Annotated in this window: 21 protein-coding genes; 8 read left to right on the top strand and 13 right to left on the bottom strand. The window is 68.0% G+C overall.

The window, feature by feature from the left end:
* The first annotated feature begins 38 nt into the window (after positions 1–38).
* On the top strand, positions 39–1,256 hold the full coding sequence (locus AC5Y4S_RS11975) for an acetyl-CoA C-acetyltransferase (RefSeq protein ID WP_500032954.1): 1,218 nt from the start codon (positions 39–41) through the stop codon (positions 1,254–1,256).
* A 115-nt stretch (positions 1,257–1,371) separates the two neighbouring features.
* Here the strand turns inward: AC5Y4S_RS11975 and AC5Y4S_RS11980 are convergent, their stop codons facing one another.
* The 3 genes from AC5Y4S_RS11980 to AC5Y4S_RS11990 form a co-directional block, all read right to left on the bottom strand.
* On the bottom strand, positions 1,372–2,265 hold the full coding sequence (locus tag AC5Y4S_RS11980) for an RNA polymerase sigma-70 factor (RefSeq protein ID WP_500032959.1): 894 nt from the start codon (positions 2,263–2,265) through the stop codon (positions 1,372–1,374).
* Complete coding sequence (locus tag AC5Y4S_RS11985; RefSeq protein WP_500032964.1) at positions 2,262–3,422, bottom strand: NAD(P)/FAD-dependent oxidoreductase; 1,161 nt, start codon at positions 3,420–3,422, stop codon at positions 2,262–2,264. The genes AC5Y4S_RS11980 and AC5Y4S_RS11985 overlap by 4 nt, the downstream gene beginning before the upstream one ends.
* Positions 3,423–3,558: 136 nt before the next feature.
* Entirely contained in the window at positions 3,559–4,395 is an 837-nt protein-coding gene (locus AC5Y4S_RS11990; RefSeq protein WP_085186844.1) for a Bax inhibitor-1/YccA family protein, read from the bottom strand.
* 238 nt (positions 4,396–4,633) lie between these two features.
* Here AC5Y4S_RS11990 and AC5Y4S_RS11995 point away from each other — a divergent pair, with 238 nt between their 5' ends.
* From AC5Y4S_RS11995 to AC5Y4S_RS12005, 3 genes are read left to right on the top strand one after another with little or no spacing between them, the layout of a single operon-like run.
* Entirely contained in the window at positions 4,634–5,671 is a 1,038-nt protein-coding gene (locus tag AC5Y4S_RS11995; protein ID WP_500032973.1) for an enoyl-CoA hydratase/isomerase family protein, read from the top strand.
* A 13-nt stretch (positions 5,672–5,684) separates the two neighbouring features.
* Positions 5,685–6,464, top strand: coding sequence for an enoyl-CoA hydratase (locus tag AC5Y4S_RS12000; RefSeq protein WP_500032976.1), 780 nt, complete (start codon positions 5,685–5,687; stop codon positions 6,462–6,464).
* A 9-nt stretch (positions 6,465–6,473) separates the two neighbouring features.
* Positions 6,474–8,213, top strand: coding sequence for an alpha/beta hydrolase (locus AC5Y4S_RS12005; RefSeq protein WP_500032977.1), 1,740 nt, complete (start codon positions 6,474–6,476; stop codon positions 8,211–8,213).
* 127 nt (positions 8,214–8,340) lie between these two features.
* Here the strand turns inward: AC5Y4S_RS12005 and AC5Y4S_RS12010 are convergent, their stop codons facing one another.
* Together AC5Y4S_RS12010 and AC5Y4S_RS12015 are read right to left on the bottom strand one after the other, a co-directional pair.
* On the bottom strand, positions 8,341–8,778 hold the full coding sequence (locus tag AC5Y4S_RS12010) for a rhodanese-like domain-containing protein (RefSeq protein ID WP_500032978.1): 438 nt from the start codon (positions 8,776–8,778) through the stop codon (positions 8,341–8,343).
* Positions 8,778–9,368: a cupin domain-containing protein gene (locus AC5Y4S_RS12015; RefSeq protein WP_500032982.1), complete on the bottom strand. Its 591-nt coding sequence runs from the start codon at positions 9,366–9,368 to the stop codon at positions 8,778–8,780. The genes AC5Y4S_RS12010 and AC5Y4S_RS12015 overlap by 1 nt, the downstream gene beginning before the upstream one ends.
* Positions 9,369–9,480: 112 nt before the next feature.
* Here AC5Y4S_RS12015 and AC5Y4S_RS12020 point away from each other — a divergent pair, with 112 nt between their 5' ends.
* Positions 9,481–9,924, top strand: coding sequence for a lipoprotein LpqV (locus AC5Y4S_RS12020; RefSeq protein WP_500032985.1), 444 nt, complete (start codon positions 9,481–9,483; stop codon positions 9,922–9,924).
* Positions 9,925–10,013: 89 nt separating this feature from the next.
* Positions 10,014–11,069, top strand: coding sequence for a patatin-like phospholipase family protein (locus AC5Y4S_RS12025; RefSeq protein ID WP_500032986.1), 1,056 nt, complete (start codon positions 10,014–10,016; stop codon positions 11,067–11,069).
* Here the strand turns inward: AC5Y4S_RS12025 and AC5Y4S_RS12030 are convergent, their stop codons facing one another.
* The 6 genes from AC5Y4S_RS12030 to AC5Y4S_RS12055 all read right to left on the bottom strand — a co-directional run bounded on the left by AC5Y4S_RS12030 (position 11,070) and on the right by AC5Y4S_RS12055 (position 17,340).
* On the bottom strand, positions 11,070–11,939 hold the full coding sequence (locus AC5Y4S_RS12030; RefSeq protein WP_500032987.1) for a patatin-like phospholipase family protein: 870 nt from the start codon (positions 11,937–11,939) through the stop codon (positions 11,070–11,072).
* Complete coding sequence (locus tag AC5Y4S_RS12035) at positions 11,936–12,805, bottom strand: class II glutamine amidotransferase (RefSeq protein ID WP_500032988.1); 870 nt, start codon at positions 12,803–12,805, stop codon at positions 11,936–11,938. Before AC5Y4S_RS12035 ends, AC5Y4S_RS12030 begins: the two co-directional genes overlap by 4 nt.
* Before the next feature lie 41 nt (positions 12,806–12,846).
* Entirely contained in the window at positions 12,847–13,320 is a 474-nt protein-coding gene (locus tag AC5Y4S_RS12040) for an SRPBCC family protein (RefSeq protein ID WP_500033304.1), read from the bottom strand.
* A gap of 18 nt (positions 13,321–13,338) precedes the next feature.
* A complete protein-coding gene (locus tag AC5Y4S_RS12045; RefSeq protein ID WP_500032989.1) occupies positions 13,339–14,397 on the bottom strand; it encodes an NAD(P)H-dependent amine dehydrogenase family protein in 1,059 nt (352 codons plus the stop codon).
* 95 nt (positions 14,398–14,492) lie between these two features.
* A complete protein-coding gene (locus AC5Y4S_RS12050) occupies positions 14,493–16,121 on the bottom strand; it encodes a long-chain fatty acid--CoA ligase (protein WP_500032990.1) in 1,629 nt (542 codons plus the stop codon).
* Between the two features lie 142 nt (positions 16,122–16,263).
* Complete coding sequence (locus AC5Y4S_RS12055) at positions 16,264–17,340, bottom strand: YncE family protein (protein ID WP_500032991.1); 1,077 nt, start codon at positions 17,338–17,340, stop codon at positions 16,264–16,266.
* 556 nt (positions 17,341–17,896) lie between these two features.
* Between AC5Y4S_RS12055 and AC5Y4S_RS12060 the strand changes: the two genes are divergently transcribed.
* Positions 17,897–19,057 carry a methyltransferase gene (locus AC5Y4S_RS12060; RefSeq protein ID WP_500032992.1) on the top strand — a complete coding sequence of 387 codons (1,161 nt, stop codon included), beginning with the start codon at positions 17,897–17,899 and terminating at the stop codon, positions 19,055–19,057.
* 8 nt (positions 19,058–19,065) lie between these two features.
* Here the strand turns inward: AC5Y4S_RS12060 and AC5Y4S_RS12065 are convergent, their stop codons facing one another.
* Positions 19,066–19,404, bottom strand: a complete 339-nt coding sequence (locus tag AC5Y4S_RS12065; protein WP_500032993.1) for a P-II family nitrogen regulator — start codon at positions 19,402–19,404, stop codon at positions 19,066–19,068.
* A gap of 15 nt (positions 19,405–19,419) precedes the next feature.
* Positions 19,420–20,826, bottom strand: a complete 1,407-nt coding sequence (locus AC5Y4S_RS12070; protein WP_500032994.1) for an ammonium transporter — start codon at positions 20,824–20,826, stop codon at positions 19,420–19,422.
* Between the two features lie 372 nt (positions 20,827–21,198).
* Here AC5Y4S_RS12070 and AC5Y4S_RS12075 point away from each other — a divergent pair, with 372 nt between their 5' ends.
* Positions 21,199–22,428 (top strand): flavin-containing monooxygenase, encoded by a 1,230-nt coding sequence (locus AC5Y4S_RS12075; protein ID WP_500032995.1) that lies wholly within the window; start codon positions 21,199–21,201, stop codon positions 22,426–22,428.
* Positions 22,429–22,593: the final 165 nt, after the last annotated feature.

Consider the following 22,593-nt stretch of genomic DNA (forward strand, 5'->3'; position numbering starts at 1 on the left):
TGGGAAGCGCGCCCGCGTCCGCTGGAAGGGAACAAACCATGCCTGAAGCCGTCATCGTCTCAGCCGTCCGCTCGCCGATCGGGCGCGCCATGAAGGGATCGCTGGTGTCCATGCGGCCCGACGACCTGGCCGCCCAGATGGTGCGCGCCGCGCTGGACAAGGTGCCCGCGCTCAACCCGCACCAGATCGACGACCTCATCCTGGGCTGCGGCCTGCCGGGCGGCGAATCCGGCTTCAACATGGCGCGCGTCGTCGCCGTCGAGCTGGGCTACGACTTCCTGCCGGGCACCACGGTGAACCGGTACTGCTCGTCGTCGCTGCAGACCACCCGGATGGCGTTCCACGCGATCAAGGCGGGCGAGGGCGACGCGTTCATCTCCGCGGGCGTGGAGACCGTGTCCCGATTCGGCAAGGGCAACTCCGACTCATGGCCCGACACCAAGAACCCGCTGTTCGACGAGGCCCAGGAGCGTTCGGCCGCCGCGGCTCAGGGCGCCGACGAGTGGCACGACCCCCGAGCCGACGGCAACCTGCCGGACGTCTACATCGCGATGGGTCAGACCGCCGAAAACGTCGCGATCATGACCGGCATCAGCCGCGAGGAGCAGGACCGCTGGGGGGTGCGCAGCCAGAACCGCGCCGAGGAGGCGATCAAGAGCGGGTTCTTCGAGCGCGAGATCACCCCGGTGACCCTGCCCGACGGCACCACCGTCACCACCGACGACGGCCCCCGCGCGGGTACCACCTACGAGAAGGTCAGCGAGCTCAAGCCGGTGTTCCGGCCCAACGGCACGGTGACCGCCGGCAACGCGTGTCCGCTGAACGACGGCGCGGCCGCGCTGGTGATCACCAGCGACACGAAGGCCAAGGAACTGGGTCTGACGCCGCTGGCCCGCATCGTGTCCACCGGGGTCAGCGGCCTGTCGCCGGAGATCATGGGCCTGGGCCCGATCGAGGCGTCCAAGAAGGCGTTGGCCAGGGCGGGCATGTCGATCGGCGACATCGACCTGTACGAGATCAACGAGGCCTTCGCGGTGCAGGTGCTGGGTTCGGCGCGCGAGCTGGGCATGGACGAGGACAAGCTGAACGTGTCCGGTGGGGCGATCGCCCTGGGCCACCCGTTCGGCATGACCGGCGCGCGCATCGCCACCACGCTGCTCAACAACCTGCAGACGCACGACAAGACGCTGGGCCTGGAAACCATGTGTGTCGGCGGCGGCCAGGGCATGGCGATGGTGATCGAGCGGCTCAGCTAGCCGCGCCACGCGACTGCGTGAATCTTGGGCGTTGCGTGTGAGTCGTGGGCGGCGACGCGCCGAGCGGCTGTGCCGTCAGTGCACACCCAAAACCGTGGCTGCACAACCAAAAGCGTTAGCCGCGCCGAACCCCGTCGGCGACGGCGCGCAACTTGTCCGGGTTGGCCACGTTGTGGATGGTGACGATGCGTCCGTCCGCGTCGAGTTCAACTGTGAGCGTGGCGATCACGCGGCCTGAGGCCGAGAAGACGATGCCCGGCCCGCCGTTGATGTCTACGACTTCGGCTGTCATATCGGCGATTTCGACGCCTTCGTACGGGCGCTTGGTAACACCGGCGAGCCAGGCGGCGACCTTGGCCATGCCCTCGACCGGGCGCAGCGCCTGGCGCACCTTTCCGCCGCCGTCTGTCCACAGCGTGACGTCGGGGGCGAGCAGTTGCATGAGGTCGTTGATGTCCCCGCCGGTCGCCGCGGAAAAGAAGCGTTCGGTGACCGCGCGCTTCTTGCCGCGGTCGGCCTCGAACCGGGGCCGGCGCGCCTGCACGTGGTTGCGGGCGCGGTGGCCCGCCTGGCGCACCGCGGCCTCGGAACGCTCGACGGCCGAAGCGATTTCGGCGTAGCTGAAGTCGAACACCTCCTTGAGGACGAAGACCGCGCGCTCCAACGGGCTCAGCGTCTCGAGCACGACCAGCATCGCCATCGACACCGATTCGGCGGCCGCGACATCCTCGGCCGTGTCTTCGCTCGTGAGAATCGGCTCGGGCAGCCACGGCCCCACGTAGGTCTCGCGCTGGCGCCGCGTCGAGCGCAGTCGTTCCATCGACAGATTCGACACAATGCGCGATAGGTACGCCTTGGGGTCGGCGACCTGACCCCGATCGGCCGCCGACCACTTCAGCCACGCATCCTGGACCACGTCTTCGGCGTCGGCCGCCGAGCCCAGGATCCGATAGGCGATGGCGAACAACAGTTTCCGGTGTTCGACGAACACGTGCTCGTCGGTGCTCATCGGGTGAAGCCCCCGCCGCGCCGCCATGTCACGGCCCCCAGCGCGGGCAGCAACTTGAGCAATCGGTAGGTCGTCCACGGGCTGGCGCTCACCGTTTCCTTGTAGGCGACGGCCCACCGACCGGCCAGATAGAAACGCGACGGGCTGTCGTCGGGATGGGTGAACTGGATGACGGCGTCGTGCCGGCCCAGGCTCACCGGCTGGTGGATGTAGCCGAAGCGGAATCGCTTGGTCTGCTTGCCCTTCAGCTCCCGCACGATGTTGGCCGCGGCGTGCACACCGGTGGGGATGCCGCTCTGGCAGGTGCCGTGCACGAGGCCATAGCCTTGCCGGACCGCCGCGGCGTCGCCGACGACGTACACGTCCGGGTGCGACACCGAGCGCAGCGCCGCATCGGTGACGATTCGGCCGCGGTCGTCGACGAGCAGGCCCGCGGCGGCCGCCAGCGGCGACACCCGCACGCCCGTGGCCCACAGCACCGCGCGCGCCGCGACGACCTCGCCGTCGGCCAGGGCGACCCCGTCGGGCATCACCTTGACGATGTCGACGCCGGAACGCACGCGCACGCCCAACCGGTCCAACCCGGCATGCAGGCGGGCACGCGCCTTGGGGCCCATCGCCGATCCGGGTGTCTGCCGGCTCAGCAGTACGACGTCGAGCTCGGGGTGCCGCTCGGCGATCTCGGCCGCCGATTCGATACCGGTCAGGCCGCCGCCGGCGACCACGACCGTCCCGGCGCCGAGCCGATCCAGCTGCTGGGCCAGCAACCCGGCGTCGTGGGCGCTGTTGAGCGTGTAGGCGAATTCATCGACGCCGGGCACGACCTCGGTGTCGGCGACGGCGCCGAGCGCGTACACCAGGGTGTCGTAGCCGATCGTGCGTTCGTCGTCGAGACGGACGGTCCGCGCGTCGGCGTCGAGGCCGGTGACCCATCCCTGGACGAACTTGACGTCGGTGCCGGCGAGCATGTCCGGGATCTCAAGGTCGGCCAGCCGCTGGCCCGAAGCCGCCTGGTGCAGGCGCAGCCGCTCGGTGAACCGAGCCTGCGGATTGACCAGGGTGACGCGCACGTCGTCGCGGCCCTTGACCCGGCGCGCCAAGCGGGTGGTGGCCGCCATGCCGGCGTAGCCGGCGCCGATGATCACGATGTGCTTCATGATGCTGCCTTTCGCGAGCGAATGTGTGCTGACAACCAGCAGACGCATCCAGCGGTCGTGGATGTGACATCGCGCGGGGCGCACAAAAAAACCGGCACGCCTGCGGGCGTGCCGGTTTTCCTCGTCAGAGCCGGGGCTAGTCGTTTTGCAGGTAACTGAGCAGGCGCAGGATCTCGAGGTAAAGCCAGACCAGGGTCACGGTCAGGCCCAGCGCGATGCCCCACGCCGCCTTCTCCGGCGCGCCCGCGCGGATCATCTGGTCGGCCGCGTCGAAGTCGATCAGGAAGCTGAAGGCCGCGATGCCGATCATCACCAGCGAGAAGATGATGGCGATCGGTCCGCCGCTGCGCAGGCCGAGGCCTGTGCCGCCGCCGACGTGGAACATCGCCAGGATGAAGTTGCCGAGCATCAGGAACAGCGCTCCGAACAGCGCGGCGACGACCATCCGGGTGAACTTGGGCGTGACCCGGATGGCGCCCGTCTTGTAGACGACGAGCATCCCGAAGAACACACCGACAGTCCCCAGAACGGCCTCCCCGATCAGCGCGCCGGCATTGGCGTTGGAGACCTGGAAGTTGGCGAAGACGAACGAGACGGCGCCGAGGAAAAGCCCCTCGAGAACCGCGTAGCTGAGCACGATCGCCGGGCTGTCCTGCTTGCGCCCGAAGGTGGCGATCAGCACCAGCCCGAGGCCACCCAGCGCTCCGATCAGGGTCAGCGGCATCGCCAAGGCTAGGTTCGTGGCCACCATGAAGTAGGACACGATCGCGGCGCCGATCAGCACGGCCAGCGTGATGCCGGTCTTGGTGACGACGTCGTCGATGGTCAGCGGCCGGGACGCCCTGGTGTCCTGGTAGGGAGCCACGTAGGGGTCGGCCTGGTAATAGCCCTGGGCCGCGCCAGTGCCGAATTGCGCGTATCCCCCGCTCTGCCTGGGCAGCGAACGAAATACCGGGTTACTTGTCTCCCGCACCGTCGGATCCTCTCTAATGGCTATGGGTTCGAGCTGTGCGAACACCTGCTCAACGACCAGCGGGTCGCCCTAGTTCCCAACGGACCTGCTGTTTTCTCGGTGTTTTGAGGCTATTTAACGGGCTCTGCTGTTGTCGTCCGGTCAAACATAAACCTTACCCGCGGGGATCGCTGCGGTCGTGACGATCTAGATTGCTGGTCGAGACCGGGCGGCGATTGGGAGGACGAGGGCGTTGACCGTGGCAGCTGTCGAATCCGATGAGGTCCTGACCCGGGTCGAAGGCGGCGTCGGGTTGATCACGCTCAACCGGCCCAAGGCGATCAACTCGCTGAATCAGACGATGGTGGACGCGTTGAGGGCGGTGCTCACCCGTTGGGAAAGCGACGACGCGGTGCGGGCAGTCGTGCTGTCCGGGGCGGGCGAACGCGGATTGTGCGCCGGCGGCGACGTCGTGGCCGTCTACGAAAGCGCGCGCAAGGATGGCGTCGAGGTCCGGAAGTTCTGGCGCGACGAGTATCTGCTCGACGGTCAGATCGGGCGCTTCGCCAAGCCGTACGTGTCGTTGATGGACGGCATCGTGATGGGCGGCGGCGTGGGGGTCAGCGCGCACGGCAGCATCCGCGTGGTAACCGAAACCTCAAAGGTGGCAATGCCGGAGGTGGGCATCGGGTTCGTTCCCGACGTCGGCGGGGCGTTTCTGTTGTCCCGGGCGCCGGGTGCGCTGGGGCTGCACGCCGCGCTGACCGGGGCGCCGTTCTCCGGGGCCGACGCCGTCGCCATGGGATTCGCCGACCACTACGTCCCGCACGACGAACTGGACGCGTTCGCCAAGGCGATCGTCGAGGACGGCATCGAGGGCGCGCTGGCCGCGCATGCCGTCGAACCACCACCGAGCAAGCTTGTCGCCCAACGCGATTGGATCGACCCGTGTTTCGCGGGCGACACGGTGGAAGAAATCCTTGCGGCCCTGCGCAGCCATGGCGGCCCGGCGAACGATGCCGCAGACCTGATCGCCACCCGCTCCCCCATCGCCGTGTCCGTGGCGCTGCAGGCGGTGCGTCGCGCCGCCAAAATGCAAACCCTGGAAGAGGTTCTGGTCCAGGACTATCGAGTGTCGAGCGCCGCGGCCCGCTCCCACGACCTGGTGGAGGGCATCCGTGCGCAGATCATCGACAAGGATCGCAATCCCAAATGGTCCCCGGCGACGCTGGCCGAGATCACCGCGGCCGACGTGGAGGCGTATTTCGCGCCGGTCGACGACGACTTGAAATTCTAGAAAGGCGGTTGGCGTGACAGAGAACTACGAGACCATCCTCGTCGAGCGCGATGCGCGCGTCGGGATCATCACACTGAACCGGCCGCAGGCGCTGAACGCCCTCAACAGCCAGGTAATGGCCGAAGTCACCAGCGCGGCAACCGAATTGGACGAAGATCCCGGAATCGGTGCGATCATCATCACCGGTTCGGCCAAGGCGTTCGCGGCCGGCGCCGACATCAAGGAAATGTCCGCCTTGACCTTCGCCGACGCGTTCGGCGCCGACTTCTTTGCCGGCTGGGGCAAACTCGCCGCGGTCCGCACCCCCACCATCGCCGCGGTCGCCGGACACGCACTGGGCGGTGGCTGCGAGCTCGCGATGATGTGCGACCTGCTGATCGCGGCCGACACGGCGAAGTTCGGCCAGCCGGAGATCAAACTCGGTGTGCTGCCGGGCATGGGCGGTTCGCAGCGGCTGACCCGTGCCATCGGCAAGGCCAAGGCCATGGACCTCATCCTGACCGGGCGCACCATCGATGCCGCCGAAGCCGAACGGAGCGGCCTGGTTTCGCGGGTGGTGCCGGCCGACGACCTGCTGACCGAGGCCAAGGCCGTCGCGACCACCATTTCGCAGATGTCGCGCTCGGCGGCGCGAATGGCCAAGGAAGCCGTCAACCGCGCCTTCGAATCCACGCTGTCCGAGGGACTTCTCTACGAGCGCAGGCTGTTTCATTCGACGTTCGCGACCGAGGATCAGTCGGAGGGGATGGCGGCATTCATCGAGAAGCGACCCCCCAACTTCACCCACCGATAGGACGCTTCGATGAGCGATCCGGGTCCCGCGACGACCGCTCCCGACGACGAAGCGGTGCGCGAAGCCGCGCCGGAAGCCGCTGAGGCACCCCACAAGCACGAGGCGCATCCGCATGAAAAGCCGTGGTGGGTGCGCCACTACACCTTCATGGGCACCGCGGTCGGCCTGGTTTTCATCTGGTTCTCGATGACGCCGTCGCTGCTGCCCCGCGGCGCGGTGTTTCAGGGCCTCGTGAGCGGGTTCTCCGGAGCCATCGGCTACGGGCTGGGGGTCTTCGCCGTCTGGCTGGTCCGTTACATGCGCACCCGGAACTACAGCCCGCCGCCGCCGCGCTGGGCGTGGAAGGTGCTGATCCCGGTCGGGCTGGTCGGCATGGTCGTGATGGCCATCCGCTTCCACGTCTGGCAGGACCGCGTGCGCGACCTGATGGGCGTCGCGCACCTGAAGTGGTACGACTACCCCATCGCCGCGGTGCTGTCGATCGTGGTGCTGTTCACGCTCGTCGAGATCGGCCAGTTCATCCGGTGGCTGATCAGTTTCCTGGTCGGGCTGCTGGACCGGATTGCACCCTTTCGCCTCTCGGTGACCATCGTCGTGGTCGCGCTGGTGGTGCTGAGCATCACCCTGATGAACGGCGTCGTGCTGAAGTTCGCCATGCGGGCCATGAACAACACCTTCGCGGCGGCCAACAACGAGGAGAGCCCCGACACGGCGCCACCCAAAACGCCGCTGCGGTCCGGTGGCCCGCAGTCGCTGGTGTCGTGGGAGTCGCTCGGCCGCGAGGGTCGCGTCTTCATCGAGGGCGGCCCGCGGGTCGACGAGCTGACCACGTTCAACGGATCCCCGGCCATGCAGCCGATTCGCGCCTACGCCGGGCTGAACTCCGCGGACGGCATCACCGCGACCGCCGAACTCGCGGCGCGCGAGCTGCAGCGCACCGGCGGGCTGCAGCGCGCCGTCGTCGCGGTCGCGACGACCACCGGCACCGGCTGGATCAACGAGGCGGAGGCCTCGACGCTGGAGTACATGTACAACGGCAACACCGCGATCGTCAGCATGCAGTACTCGTTCCTGCCGAGTTGGCTTTCGTTCCTGGTGGACAAGGAAAACGCCCGACACGCCGGCCAGGCGCTGTTCGAGGCCGTCGACCGGCTGATCCGCCAGATGCCGGAAGGGCAGCGGCCCAAGCTCGTCGTGTTCGGCGAAAGCCTGGGATCGTTCGGGGGCGAGGCGCCGTTCATGAGCCTCAACAACGTGCTGGCTCGCACCGATGGCGCGCTGTTCAGCGGGCCGACGTTCAACAACACCATCTGGACGGACCTGACCTCGACGCGCGACGCCGGCTCCCCGCAGTGGCTGCCGATCTACAACGACGGCAAGAATGTCCGATTCGTCGCTCGCGCAAGCGATCTCGGGCGTCCGGACGCCGCGTGGGACCACCCGCGGGTGGTCTATCTGCAGCACGCCTCCGATCCGATCGCCTGGTGGACCCCCGATCTTCTGTTCGCCAAGCCCGACTGGCTGCGCGAGAAACGCGGCTACGACGTGCTGCCCGAGACCTACTGGATCCCGGTCGTCACGTTCCTGCAAGTCTCGGCGGACATGGCGGTCGCGGTCGACGTGCCGGACGGGCACGGGCACCACTACGTCGCCGACGTGGCCAACGGTTGGGACGCGGTGCTGTCGCCGCCCGGCTGGACGCCGGAGAAGACCGACAAACTCCGGCCGCTGCTGCACTCCAACGGCTAGCGGCGATCGCAAGCACGCGTTGGGGGCACCTCCCGCTTGCGGGGGACCGGGCGCGGCGGGTCGCCGCCATCGGCTAGCGGCGATCGCAAGCGCGGCGTAGCCGGGCGCGGCGGGTCGCCGCCATCGGCTAAAGCCAGCGTCGAAGGGTTCTGCCAGCGTTCGCCAGCGTGTCGGGGCCCGAATTACCGAGCAGCTGGTCCAGCACCCCGGAACCGGCCAGCGCGTGGTAGCCGCCGATGACGTCGGTGGCCCGGAGCAGGCCGATGTCCAGCAGCGCGGCCGCCGCCAGGCTGGACGTGTAGCCCTCGGAGCACACGATCACCCACTCGACGTCGTCGTCGACGGCCTCCGGCAGCCGGGCGTCGCTGGTCGGGTCGCAGCGCCACTCCAGGACGTTGCGCTCGACCACCAGCGCGCCCGGTATCTCGCCCTCGCGGAATCGCTGGGCCTGCGGCCGGATGTCGACCAGCACGGCCCCGCGCCGCAGCGCCTCGGGCACCTCGACGGCGCGAAGGCGGCGAAACCGGCGCCGGGCCGATCTCAGGACGACGTCGATGCGGCTCATCAGGATCCCTCCGGTTGATCGGTCAGTTCGGTGCGCTGGCGGCGCAGCCGGTTGCGCTCGGAGACTTCGTAATACGACATCGCCGTCAGCGGCGGCGAGTAGGCGTGCACACTCAGCGTCGGCTGCACCTTGAACGTGGCCACCGGCTCCGGGACTGGCCTGGGCGCCCACACCACGTCGTGCACCCAGCCCAGCGGGAAGCCGGCCTGATCACCCGCGTCGAGCCGGCGTCGGCGCAAACCCCTCCCGTCCCAACGGAATTCGTTGAGCGATCCGGACACCACGGTCAGCGCGCCCAGCGACCCGCCGTGGTCGTGCAGCTCGGTGGGATGACCGGGGACCCAGCTGATCAGCCAGACGTCCAGCTCGTCGTCGCCGTGGATGCGGGTGAACCAGCGCTTGGACTCCGGTATCCCGCCCTTGGGCAGCAGGTGGTCGCAGCGCCCGCTGAGGACCTGGTCGGCGGCTTGGTCGGTGGCATGCAGCAGGTCGGGCACCCGCAGCCGGGTGGGTCCCGAGGACGGCGACGAGACGGTCAGGGGGCGAAGCGCACCGGAGGCGACAGCACGCGTCGCAACGGGAACAGACATTGGGGAGCTCCAGGGTGAACGGATCGGGCAAGCGGCGGCGGGTCAGGGCCGACAACACTCGCAAAATCCGAAGCGCTCCATCACGGCAGCCAGTGTTGCATAGATTGGGACGATGCGTTGGTGCGGTCGTTCCGCAGGGCAACGGGGCGCGGTGCTCGTCGCGGCATTGTTGGTGGCGGTCACGGGCTGCTCGCAGGGCGCACCCAACGGCGGGGTCGCCGTCCCGTCGGCACGGCCGTCGGGCATCCCGGGCGGCCCCGCGTCGCCGCCGCCCGGCGCGGTCGGCCTCTCGCCGGGCGGGGTGACGACCAGGGTGGATGTGCCCGCGGATTCGACCGAGGAGGAGTATTTCCAGGCCTGCCACGCCGCGAAGGTCTGGATGGAGGCCCAGCCTAAGACGGATGGGTCGCTGTTCGAGCCCTATTTGCGGATGGTCCAGGCGTCGCAATCGGGCACGCCCGGCACCTGGAACGCCCGGTGGGCAGACCTGACACCGGCCCGGCAGGCGGCCGTGATCACCGCCGCCCGCGCGGCCGCCAACGACGAATGCGGGTAGCGTTCCGCGCCCCGCGCCAATTGTGATCATGGGTACAAAAACTGCCTCCCCCGCCGCCGAAGGGGGCTTCGGCCGAGCAAAATGAACGCATGCCCGGCGGACGTGGCGGAACGGTGGCGCGTCGATCTTCGCCGACCCGGGTGGCGCTGGCGCTGGGCAGCGGCGGGGCCCGCGGTTACGCCCACATCGGGGTGATCGAGTCGCTGTCAGCGCGTGGTTACGACATCGTCGGCATCACCGGGTCGTCGATGGGTGCCATCATCGGCGGTCTGCAGGCGGCGGGACGCCTCGACGAGTTCGCCGAGTGGGCGAAGTCGTTGACGCAGCGCACCATCCTGCGGCTGCTGGACCCGTCCATCAGCGCGGCGGGGGTGTTGCGGGCCGAGAAGATTCTGGACGCGGTGCGCGACATCCTCGGCCCGGTCGCCATCGAGCAACTGCCGATTCCCTACACAGCGGTGGCTACGGACCTGCTGGCCGGCAAGTCGGTGTGGTTTCAGCGCGGCCCGCTCGACGAGGCGATCCGGGCGTCCATCGCGATTCCGGGCGTGATCGCCCCGCACGAAGTGGGCGGACGCCTGCTCGCCGACGGCGGCATCCTGGACCCGCTGCCGATGGCCCCGTTGGCCGCGGTCAACGCCGACCTGACGATCGCTGTGGGCGTCAGCGGCAGCGAGGTGATCGCGAAACGAGAGCCGGAGCCGGGCGCCACCGCGGAATGGTTGAACCGCATGGTGCGCAGCACGTCCGCGCTGCTCGACACGACGGCCGTTAGGTCACTGCTCGACCGGCCGACCGCGCGCGCCGTGTTGAGCCGATTCGGCGCGGACACCTGGACGGATGAATGGGACGAGGAATCGCCGTCGGGCGCGGGCGAACTCGACGAGACGAGCGTCGTTCCGAAACTCGGCAGCTTTGAGGTGGTGTACCGCGCGTTCGATATCGCGCAGTCGGCGCTGACACGCCATACGCTGTCGGCCTATCCGCCCGACCTGCTGATCGAGGTGCCGCGTTCGACCTGCCGCAGCCTGGATTTTCACCGTGCGGTGGAGGTGATCGCGGCGGGACGCGCCGAGGCCGATCGGGCCCTGGACGCCTTCGAAACCGATCCGGAACAGTCGAGCCCGCCCGCGCTCGAGGGTTGATCAGGCGCCCAGGAACCGCGCCACGGCCCGAGCCTCGCGGCGGCCTTGTTCGCGCCCGGCCACCGCGGAGTCGATGCGGCAGCGCGGGTCCAGGGGGTTGGGCCCGAACGCGGCCAGCGAGTCGTCGTCGGCGAACACCGCGTGGGTTGCGCCGGCGAACGCGGCGATCTCGGCGGCGGGCCCGGCGCCGAACGGCGCCGGCGCGTCGGGCCCCGAGGGCACCAGCACCACGGCCGCGTCGCAATCGCCGGCCACGCCGAGGTTGACCGAGCTGCCGACGCCGCCGTCCATGTAGCGCCGGTCGCCGATCGTCACCGGCGGCCAGGCCCCCGGCACCGCGCAACTGGCCGCCACCGCGTCCACCAGCCCGACGCCGGAGTCGCGGTCGAAGACCACCAATTCGCCGGTGGCGGTGTCGATTGCGGTGATCCGCAACGCGCGGTCCGGCCAGTCGTGTGACGGCAGGCGCTGGGCGATTACCTGGCGCCGGACGGGTTCCGGGACGGTCTGGGTGGCCAACGCCACGGCCCCGATCCGCCGCATCTGCTGTTGGGTCCTGTCCAGCGCGTTGTCGTAGGGCTGGCCCAAGGCTGTCAAAAAGACCTCGGTGATGTCGTCGATGTCGACGCCGGAATCGATCTCGGCCGACGACTCGGCGACCTGCCGGTCGAACAGCGCCTCGATCGGGCAGCCGCTGCCGATTTGGGCGGCGACCGCGGAACCCGCCGAGGTCCCCACCAGCACCTCCGAATCCAGCAGGAGCCGGGCGGCCGCCGGGGACTCGTCGGCAATGCCGCGCAGAACCCCTGTCTCCCAAGCGATTCCGGCTATCCCGCCGCCGGCCAGCACGAGCGCGCGTCTGGTTGTCACGCGGATATACCGGTGTGCTGCGCGCGCCGAACTGACTCGCTGAGATCCTCGCGACGGAGCTGACGGCTCGGCGGGTCGGGCAGCACCAACTCTGTGGTGACGCGCAACCCGGCGTCGACGTGGACGAGCTCGCCAGGTGCGATCAGGCTCCAGCGTGGGTCCTCGTCCATCCGCTCGGTGGCGAACACCACCGAGGACTGGTTGCACAGCGGCTCGGACCATGCACGAATTCGGTTGGTGTGCATGTCGAAATTGGGCGCACCATCCAGTCGCCGGTCCAAGAGATAAAGCTCGTGCGCATCGGGGTAGCGCAGCGCCCACATGTCGGTGGCCGTGCTCAGCAGGAGGTTGACCGCGTAGATCGGCGCATTCGCCGCGAGCCACCGCACGGCGTCGACGAGGCCCGCCGTCTCGTCCCCGCCGTGGGCGCGGATCGAGCCGGTGATCAAGGCGAACACCCGCTCGGAATCGGTCTCGCCCAGCACCAGGCCGTCGGTGCCGAGCTCGCGCAGCCGTTCGTCGATGCCGTCCAGCCCCTCGACCACGCCGTTGTGCGCGAAGATCCGGCCGTCCTGCAGGAATGGGTGGGTGTTGCGGACGTCGAGCGAACCCGTCGTCGCGTAGCGGACGTGGGCGACGAAGGTGGTGCCGGTCAATTCGTGCGCTTCGGTGGCGAATTCGCTGTCCTGCCAGGCCGCGATCGGCTCCTTGTGCAGCTGCGCCCGACCGTGCGCGTCAAATACACCGACGCCGGTGCCGTCCGGGTTCTTGCGGCTCTGCGCGGACAGGCTGTCCGGAGCGTTCAGCAACCAGAAGGTCGCGGTGCAAACGTCCGTCCCGGCGTGCAAGCCAAAAAGTCGGCACATGGTGTCGACCGTACCGAAAGGCCCGCAACGGCCCGGCGGGGTCAGCCCGTCAGCATCGCCGAGAGGTCCCGCAGCGCCTGTCGCGCGTAGCCCTTCCAGCTGCGGCCGAACAGCGGCAAGCCCCAGGATGTCAGCGGCGACCTGGCGTAGATGTCCCAGCGCCAGGTGATCACCGTCCCGCCCGCCGCCGGGACGAAGATCCATTCGCCCACAACATGATCGACCAGCAGCGCCATGGGACCCCGGATCTTGGTCAACCGGTACCCGAACGACCGGGGCGCGTCCACGCTGGTCAGCTCCTCGCGCATGCTGGCGCCGCCGGCCAGGTGCACGACGCGGGTCTGGCCCGCGGCGTCCCATGCGCCGGTCTGCTCGCGCACCTCCCGGACGGGCGGAATCGGGCCGTGCCGGCGCTTGAAAAGCTCGGGAAGCGGTGCGGGCAGCGTGCGCTGGAAGGCCTCCTCGGCAGGGACGGGAACGATGAGGGATTCGCCGACGACGAGTGATTGTGGCACTGGCATAAGGCCTTTCCTTCAGCGCGCCAACCCTGGCGCGGCCCGGCCGGTGATCAGGGGCAGGTCGAAAAAGCTTTGTATCCCCGCCGGGGCAGCACAGGTGGCGGGGACCGCATTGACGCAGTGCGCGGCCGTCGCGACGATCCCCGGATTGCTCGCCAACCCCTCCTGCACGCTTTCGGGCTGCCAGCCCTTGACCGTCACGAAGGTGTCCGGGTTGCCCCGCACCTCGATCTCGTAGCGTTCCCCGCCGGTCCCGAAAGACCAAGGCGGGTCGAGGTTTTCCGATCCTATCAGCCAGTTCACGGTGATCCGCACCACCACGGTGTCACCCACCAGCGCCTCCCAGTGGAAGCGGCGTCCGGCGACCTGGCCGGGTTCGATCGGCCCGATCGGCGAGTCGATCGGCGCGGTCGCCACGGCCACCTCCTGCGACGACCGGATCTGCGGATCGGCGGCGAAGCCCAATTGGTCGACACACAGCCGGACCGACTGGAAAAAGCCGCCGTCGAGCAGCTTTTGCATGGGCCCGGTCAACGCGCTGTCCGGCGTCCCGCCGAAGCCCATCACGTGGCGCAGCACGTCCGGCGCGCCGTAGGTGCGAAGGTCGGAAAACTCCTCGGCGCGAACGAAGGTCACGCCCGTGGACATCGCCGAGAGCAGCAGCGGGAACAGCTCGGTGGCCGCACCGGGCCCGATGCCGGCGCCGTGCAGCGTCGCGTTGCCGGCCTGGGCCGCGACTTCCAGTGGGGCGCCTTCCTTTTCGGTCGGGTAGAACCATCCCAGCGGCGTGACCACGTTCTTGCCGGAGCGCAGCAGGGCGGCGACTTCCTCGACACTGGGCAGCAGCGGCGCGTAGATGACCGCGTCGGCGGGCTGCGCGAGCACCTCGTCGACGCTGTTGGTCGCCGTCACGCCCAACGGCGAGGTGCCGATGATGCCCCCGACGTCCCTGCCGGCCTTGGACTGCGAATGTACCCAGCAGCCAACGAGTTCGAGGTCAGGATGTTCCAGCACGCCCTTTATCGCCGCCGTTCCGACCGACCCGGTCGCCCACTGAATGACCCGCAGGCTCATCAAGACACCTCACCTTCCTCGCGAGCAGACGCAAAATCGCGTAATTTCGCGCCGAAAGATGCGACTTTGCGTCTGCTCGCGCAACTACTCGAGCCTCAGTCGCGCGACTCGACCACCCAGTAGCCATGCTCGGCGTATCGCGCCCGGATGGCCTTCTTGTCGTACTTGCCGACGCTGGTGCGGGGAATGTCCTCGACGAACGTCCACCGCTCGGGCAGCCACCACCGGGCGACCTTGTCCGCGAGGAACTTTCGCAGCTCCTCGGCGCTCACCGACGAGTGCTTGGCCACCACGACCGCCATCGGCCGTTCCTGCCATCGTTCGTCGGGGACCCCGACGACCGCGGCCTCGAGCACCTGCGGGTGCGCAATCAGGCAGTTCTCCAGCTCGACCGACGAGATCCATTCGCCGCCGGACTTGATGACGTCTTTGGCCCGGTCGGTCAGCGTGACGAAGCCCCGCTCGTCGATGCGGCCCACGTCGCCGGTGCGCAACCAGCCGGAGTCGAACTTGGAGTCGTCGTGGCCCAGGTAATAGGAACCGGTGATCCACGGGCCGCGGACCTCCACCTCGCCGACGGCGGTGCCGTCGTTGGGCAGCACCGCGCCGTCGTCGTCGACGATGCGCATCTCCACCCCGCACACCGGTTGGCCCTGCGTCGCGCGGAACGCCCAGTGCTGGTCCTCGGGGGTCCCCGGCGGCGGCCAGGCCATGGTGGCCATCGGGGACGTTTCGGTCATGCCCCACAGCTGGCGGATCTGAACGCCGTGCTTCTCCTCGAACGTGCGCATCAGCGACACCGGAACGGCCGAGCCGCCGCAGACCACCAGGCGCAGCGAAGACATGTCGTGTTCGGGTTCGTCCTCCAGCCGGTGCAGGACGTCGTTCCAGATGGTCGGCACGGCGCCGGCGACGGTGGGCCGCTGGGTTTCCACCATGCCTATCAGCGAGCGGGCGTCGAGGTGGCAATCGGGCAGCACCAGGTCGGCGCCCGCCATCAGCGCCGAGTAGGGCAGCCCCCAGGCGTTCGCGTGAAACATCGGCACGATCGGCAGCACGCTGTCGACCGCCCCGACGCCGATGCCGTTGGTGGTACACCCGCCCATCGCGTGCAGGAAGCTCGAACGATGGCTGTAGACAACGCCTTTCGGGTTGCCGGTGGTGCCGCTGGTGTAGCACATGGCGGCCGCGGACCGCTCGTCGATCTCGGGCCAGTCGAAGTCGGGGGATTCCGCGCCGATCACTTCCGCGTAGGACAGCACGGTCTTGCCGGATGCCTCCAGCGCGGCCGTGTCACCGTCGCCGACCACGATCACCGCCTGCACGGTCTTGAGTTCGGGGAGAACCGGCGCGAACAGCTTGACCAGTGACGCGTCGACCAGCACGACGTGGTCCTCGGCCTCGTTCGCCACGAAGGCGATCTGCTCGGGAAACAGGCGGATGTTGAGGGTGTGCAGGACGGCGCCCATCGACGGCACCGCGAGGTAGGTCGCCAGGTGCTCGGCGTTGTTCCACATGAACGTCGCCACGCGCTGGTCCCCGGTCACGCCGAGGCGGCGCAGCGCGTTCGCCAGGCGGCCGGCCTGGTGGCCCAGCTCGCGGTAGGTGGTTCGCCGGTAGCCGTCCCCCGTTGCGGTGGTGACCGTGCGTTGCCCGTGGATACCGCAGCCGTGCCGCATGATCGCGGCGATCGTCAGCGGATAGTCCTGCATCGTGCTGTCCATCGCTGTACCGCCTTACCCTCGACGCGGCACCGCCTCGTGTGCGGTCGGGCGAATGCTATCGCCGCACACCGCTAGGAGAAAACGGGTTCCCCTGACAACGCTCGTTTGCGGGCCTGTTTGCCGGCCCGTTTGCCAGGCGCTACTACGCGAGGGCCGGTTCGGCCGGCAGCAGCTCGACTGCCCACTCGGCCGCCGTTTCGCTGTCGGACCCGGAGCCTGCCGCGGTCCCGACCACGGTGACCGTGCCGGAGTAGTCGGCGATGTAGAGGAACCTTGCGTCGGCGCTTTCGACCACGCACGACGGCTCGGTGGCCACCCGGATGGTGCCGACGACGTCGTGCGTGTGGATGGAGAGCACGGTGACGCCGTCCTCGCTGACCAGGTAGGCGCGATCGCCGTCGCGGCTGAGCGTCAGGCGGGTGAGGATGCCGGAGATCTCGCTGATCTTGCTGGTGCCGATGATCTTGGCGGTGCGGGTGTCGACGGAGTCGATCACCGCCCCCAATTCAGGGGCGCAACTGGCCACGTAGGCGGTCGCACCGTCGGGGCTGAGGGCGAGGTCGCGGATGGGCAGGCCGATCTCGACGGTGTTCAGCACGCGGGAGGGGGCCGGCGCGTGCGCGTCGACGACGACGAGCTGTCCCCCGCCGGGGCCGTTCGTCGCCACGTAGACGCGGCTCCCGTCCGCGCTGGACCGCACGCATTCCGTGGTGGTCCCGGGGCGGCCCGGCAGGACGATCTCCTCAGCGTCGCCGGTCCGGGTATCCAGGACCACGACGTCGGGACCGGCGGCGCCGTTGCGGCTGGCGTAGACGTAGTCGCCATCCGCGCTGGCCGTCAGGTCGCTGACGCTGAACGCCAGCGGATGGGTCGAGATGACCGTGCCGGACTGCAGATCGATGACCGCGATCGAGTCATAGGCCGGTGTCGCGCTGCTGACGTAGGCGCGGTTGGTGTCGCGGCGGCCGACGGCGAGCGCGAAGGGCTCGGGCAGGCCGGCAACGGTCTGCACGACGCGGCAGGCGTGGGCGTCGATGACCGAGACGCTGTCGTAGCCGTAGTTGGCCACCATCAGTCGGCCGCCCTCCGGGCTGGCGACGATCCCGCTGATCGGACCCTGGTCGAGGGCGATCCGCGTGACAATCGGAAATCCCGGTGCCGTGGCCAATTCGATGGACTGGACCTCGCCGTTGTGCCTCCGGTGGTTAACGCCGCGCATGCTGGCACCGCCTTCGCTCGTCGTACGTCCGCGGACATCCACAGCTATCAAGCCTCGCCGTGTACGCCTGCGGCCCTGGATACGCCGCGTTACAGCACCCAGAGATGATTGCTTCTAACAAATTTTACTGACGAATTCAGACGCAAAAATATTTCTCCGCGAGGGCTGTGATCCGCGTCACTTCAATAACAGGATTGCGCCGCGGCCCGAGCCCAAACAATTAAGCGTGGAAAATCCGACGGCGAAGCGAACCCTCCTTGATACACAGGCCCTTTCGGCCGGGTAGTTAACCGTAGACCCGAGTGGACAGCCGTCCATAAATAAGGGAATTCTTAAAATCGATGAATCAAGGAGGTAAATGTCACACTTTTCTCGCTTGAGCGCGTCACTGGCCCAAAGTAATTCATCCACGACGCCCTTGCGTTCCCCAATGGAACCCGGCCCTTCCGGCGTTGCCGCGGTGGTCCGCGGTGGTCTGCGCTGCGCCGACTGAACCACCGAGCCGCCGGCAACGTCTACCGCAAAGACCCGGAATCAACCGGAAGGGCTTGCCACGATGACGCTCGACATAGGTTCCACGCCGTCAGTACGCAACCGCCCGCAGGACATCCGCCGCGAACGCCGGTTGATGCGCGTCTTCCAGAACCCGATCCTCGGCCCCCTGTTGCGCCGCTTCGGCGGCCCGGAGGACATCGTTCGGATGGGCATGTCCTTCTGGTCCTCACGACTGATCCTTTCGGCGGTCGAATCGGGCGTTTTCACCGAGTTAGCCAACGGGCCGGCCTCCGAGCAGGAACTGGCCGACGCCCTCGGCTGGCACCCGCGCGCCGCAGTTACGGCGCTGGACGCCCTGGTCGCCGCCGGATTGCTGCGACGCGATCGAGCGGGCCGGTACGCCAACACGATTCGCAGCGCGATGTTCCTCGACCGGACCAAGCCGAGCTATGTCGGTGGGCTGATGGAGTTGTCGAGCAAGCGTCTCTACGGCCTTTGGTCGAGCCTGGACGATCTCCTGCGCACCGGCCGCCCCGGCGCCGAGGAGGAACGCGGCGATAACGAGTTCTTCTCCATGCTTTATCGTGATCCGTTGGCACTCAAGGGCTTTCTGGCCGGGATGACGGGCATCTCGACCGGGGAGGCGACGCTGCTGGCCGCTCGGTTTCCATGGCAGCGCTTTCGCACGTTCTGTGACATCGGTTGCGCCCAAGGCGCTTTTCCGGTGCGGGTCGCGCTGACCCACCGTCACCTGCGCGGCACGGGTTTCGACTTTCCCGCCGTGCGACCGATATTCGAAGAATATGTCCAGTCGTTCGGCCTGGACCGCCGATTGGGCTTCGCCGAAGGCGACTTCCTCGAAAATCCGCTGCCTCGCGCCGACGTGATTTCGTTCGGTCACGTGTTCCACGGGCGAAACCACGAGATCCGTCAGCAACTGGTGGCGAAGGCCTACGCGGCCACTCCCCCCGGCGGCGCAATCATCGTGTACGACGCGATGATTCAGTCCGGGCGGCGCAAGAACCGCGGCAACAATTACCTGAGCCTGCTGTCCAGCCTCAACATCATGATGGAGTCGCGCGAGGGCTACGAAGCCTCCACCGCCGCCTGTGCGGAAATGCTTCGCGCGGGCGGCTTCACCCGGATCAAGGTGCGACACCTGGTGGGTCCGACCTCGGCGGTGTTCGGCTACAAGCCGGGCCGGTTGCCGGAGGCTGCCTGACGCACCGCTCAGAGCGCGTCGTGGTCGCGCTCGCCGGTCCGGATGCGGATCACCTTCTCCACCGGTGAAACCCACACCTTGCCGTCACCGATCTTGCCGGTGCGCGCGGCGCCGATGATCGCGTCGACGACGCGGTCGGCGAACGCCTCGTCGACGAGTACCTCGACGCGGACCTTGGGCACGAACTCGACCGCGTACTCGGCCCCGCGGTACACCTCCGTGTGCCCCCGCTGCCTGCCGTACCCCTGGACCTCGGTGACGGTCAGACCCAAAATCCCGACGGCCTCAACGGCGTGCCTGACGTCATCGAGCGTGAACGGTTTGACGATCGCGGTGACCAGCTTCATGGCGTTATCACCACCTCATTCGTCGGCGGTTTCGGCTGGCGCCGACTGGGCCCGCGTTGCCGCCACCGGCTCGACCCGCCGGCCCGTCACGAGCCCCTCGTCGGGGTAGGCCTCCTCGTCGTGCACGCCGACGTCGCCGGTTTCCAGGACCTCGTCGGGCATGCGCAGCTTCATGAAGAGGCCAAGGACCCGCAGGATGACGAACGTGACGAGCGCGTCCCAGACGATGATCGTGGCCGCGGCGCCCAACTGGATCAGGATCTGTTTGGGATGGTGGCCGTACAGCCAACCGGCGAAGGTCACGTCGGTCCCGGTGCTGCCGCCCAGGTACACAACGACCTTCGGGTCGGCGAGGACCCCGACGAGCAGCCCGCCCGCCAAGCCCGCCATGCCGTGGGTGTGAACCACACCGAGGGCGTCGTCGACCTTCTTGAACGGCCTGGTCCGACCGAGCCAGTTCCACGACATCCAGACCAGGGAAGAGGCAACTACGCCGATGATCATCGCGCCGAAGCTGTTGACGTAGCCGGCCGCCGGGGTGATGGCGACCAGCCCGGTGATCATGCCGTTGACCGCACCCAGGAAGGTAGGCTTGCGCGCCTTGCTGGCGAAGATGTCCCAGATCACCCAGGTGAGCAGCGCGACGGCAGTGGTGAGGTTGGTGTTGATCACCGCCAGGGAGGCGTCGGCACCGGCGAAATACGGGTCACCGCCGTTGAACCCGTTCCAACCCAGCCACAGGATGCCGGCGCCGACCGCGGCCATCGGAAGGTTGTTGGGCACCGCGCGTTCCCGGTCGCGCGCGAGCCGGGGTCCGATCACGGCTGCGGCGACGAATCCGCTGGTTCCGGCGGCCAGGTGGATCACGTACCCACCGCTGAAGTCCAACGCGCCGGCCTGTCCCCACCAGCCGCCACCCCACACCAGGAACGCGTTGACCGAGTAGGCGAACGTCGACCACAGCGGCACGAAGATCAGCCACACCTTGAAGTTCATCCGGCCGACCACGCTGCCGAGGAACAGCAGCGGAGTGATGGCGGCGAACACGAACTGGAAGTACGCCAGCGTGGTCTCCGAGAAGCGGAACTTCGGCATGGTGCCGTCCAACAGCGGGATGACGGCCTGTCCCTGGTTGTCGGTGCCCAGGATGGTGTGCGGAATCCCGACCGCGGCCCTCAGGATGCCGGGGCCGAGCTTGAGCGGCTCACCGAACCCCATCTTGAAGCCCCAGAGCACCCACACGACCAGCACCAGCGAGAATCCGGTGAAGGCCATCAGCATGGTGTTGACGGCCCACTTCTTCTGCACGATGCCGCCGTAGAGCACGGCGATGCCTGGGATGCTCATCAGGCCGACCAGAGTCGCGGCCACCAATTGCCAGGCGTTGTCTCCGGGATTCAGCCAGTCAGGATAAGGCAACATGGTTCAGACACACCTCAATTCGAGCCAGCGGGCTATAAAGCAGCTGCGGTGCGAAGTGACGCCGTAGACGGGTGAAGCCTTTGCCCGGAATGTTTCGGGCGTGTGTTCAATTGTTTAAATCCTGATTTCAAGTGCCCTTGCCATCGCGGCCCCTTGCGCCATCGGCCGCGCGGGATGTTAGCTGGCCATTGCACTACGACCGGCATGGCGGGGCAAGTGTCGCGCGCGGGAATCCCCTTGAGCGCCAAGCAATTTCACATGAGTGCAATAGGCCGTCGAGTGACGCCCTGCTGAACCAATTGTGCCGCAACATCGTCGGAGTTATATAGGCCAGTTCGTTCAGGCCCATCAAGGGCCGCATGCTGGACGTCGGTGGACAGGATAGCTATGCAACGGGATTCGCGGCGCAGCGGTGCGGCGGGCGCGCTAAAGCTCGTCAGGACCGAAACATTGGAGCACGGCGTCGCCGTCGTCGGCGCAGGCGCCGCGGGGGTCTCGATGGCGCTCAGCCTGCGCGACCGTGGCGTGCGTCCACTGCTGATCGACCGCGCCGATGCGGTAGCCTCGTCCTGGCGGGGGCGCTACGACAGGCTGAAACTCAATACCTGCAAGCAGTTTTCGCATCTGCCCGGCCGGCCATATCCGAAGGGCACGCCGGTCTTTCCGACCCGCGATCAGGTCGTCGATCACCTCGAAAGGCACGCCCGCGACGACGGGATCGAGTTGCGGCTGGGCACGGAGGTCTGCCGGATCGACCGCGACGGTGACGGCTGGTTGTTGCGGAGCACATCGGGCGACATCGCCTGCCGCCAGGTGGTCATGGCGACCGGATACGAGCACACGCCACTGACGCCTACCTGGCCCGGCCTCGACGGCTTCGAGGGCCGCGTGCTGCATTCGTCGGCATACCGCAACCCCGCTCCCTACCGCGACGAGCGCGTTCTGGTGGTCGGGGCGGGTTCATCGGCGCTGGAGATCGTTCATGACGTGGCCACCGGTGGGGCGCGGGAGGCGTGGCTGGCCGTGCGTACGGCACCGAACATCATGCTGCGCTCGTTGCCGGGCGGGCTGCCCTCGGACCTGATCGCGACGCCGCTTTTCCGCGCGCCCGTTCGGCTCGCCGATGCGTTGGCTGCGCTGGGACGCCGGTTGAGCATTCCAGACCTCGCCGCTTACGGACTGCCGACACCCACCGAGGGCGTGTTCGCCCGCGGGATCAGGCTGGGCCGCGCACCCGCGATCGTCGACAGGGACGTGATCGACGCGATCCGCGACGGTTCGTTCGAGGTGGTCCCCACCATCGAGCGATTCGACGGCCGCGGTGTCCGGTTGGTCGACGGGCGCCGCCTGGAACCGGACACGGTCATCTGCGCGACCGGCTACCGGCGCGGGCTGGAACCCGTCGTAGGTCACCTCGGGGTGCTCGACGAGCGCGGCCTGCCCTTGGCCACCGGCGAAATGCCGGCCGCGGCAGGCCTGCGGTTCATCGGTTTCCAATCTCGCCCGGGGCTGCTCGGCTACGTTGCCAAGCAGTCCAGAGGCATCGCCCGACGCATCGCCGCGGAACTCGAAACCGCCGCGCCGTCGCGTCATCCACGATGACTATGGCTAACATATAATATTCGTATTATGGCTGTTTCCAGCACTATTCAACACGTGAGCAAAATGATTTGTTGAACTAATCAATGGGGTGGCTCGTGTCAAGTAGGTATGACGCAATTACAGACAGCGGCGAGGCCGCCCACGCGGACGGATTTGCGGGAGGCG

It is taken from the genome of Mycobacterium sp. NGS64, from assembly GCF_059812245.1.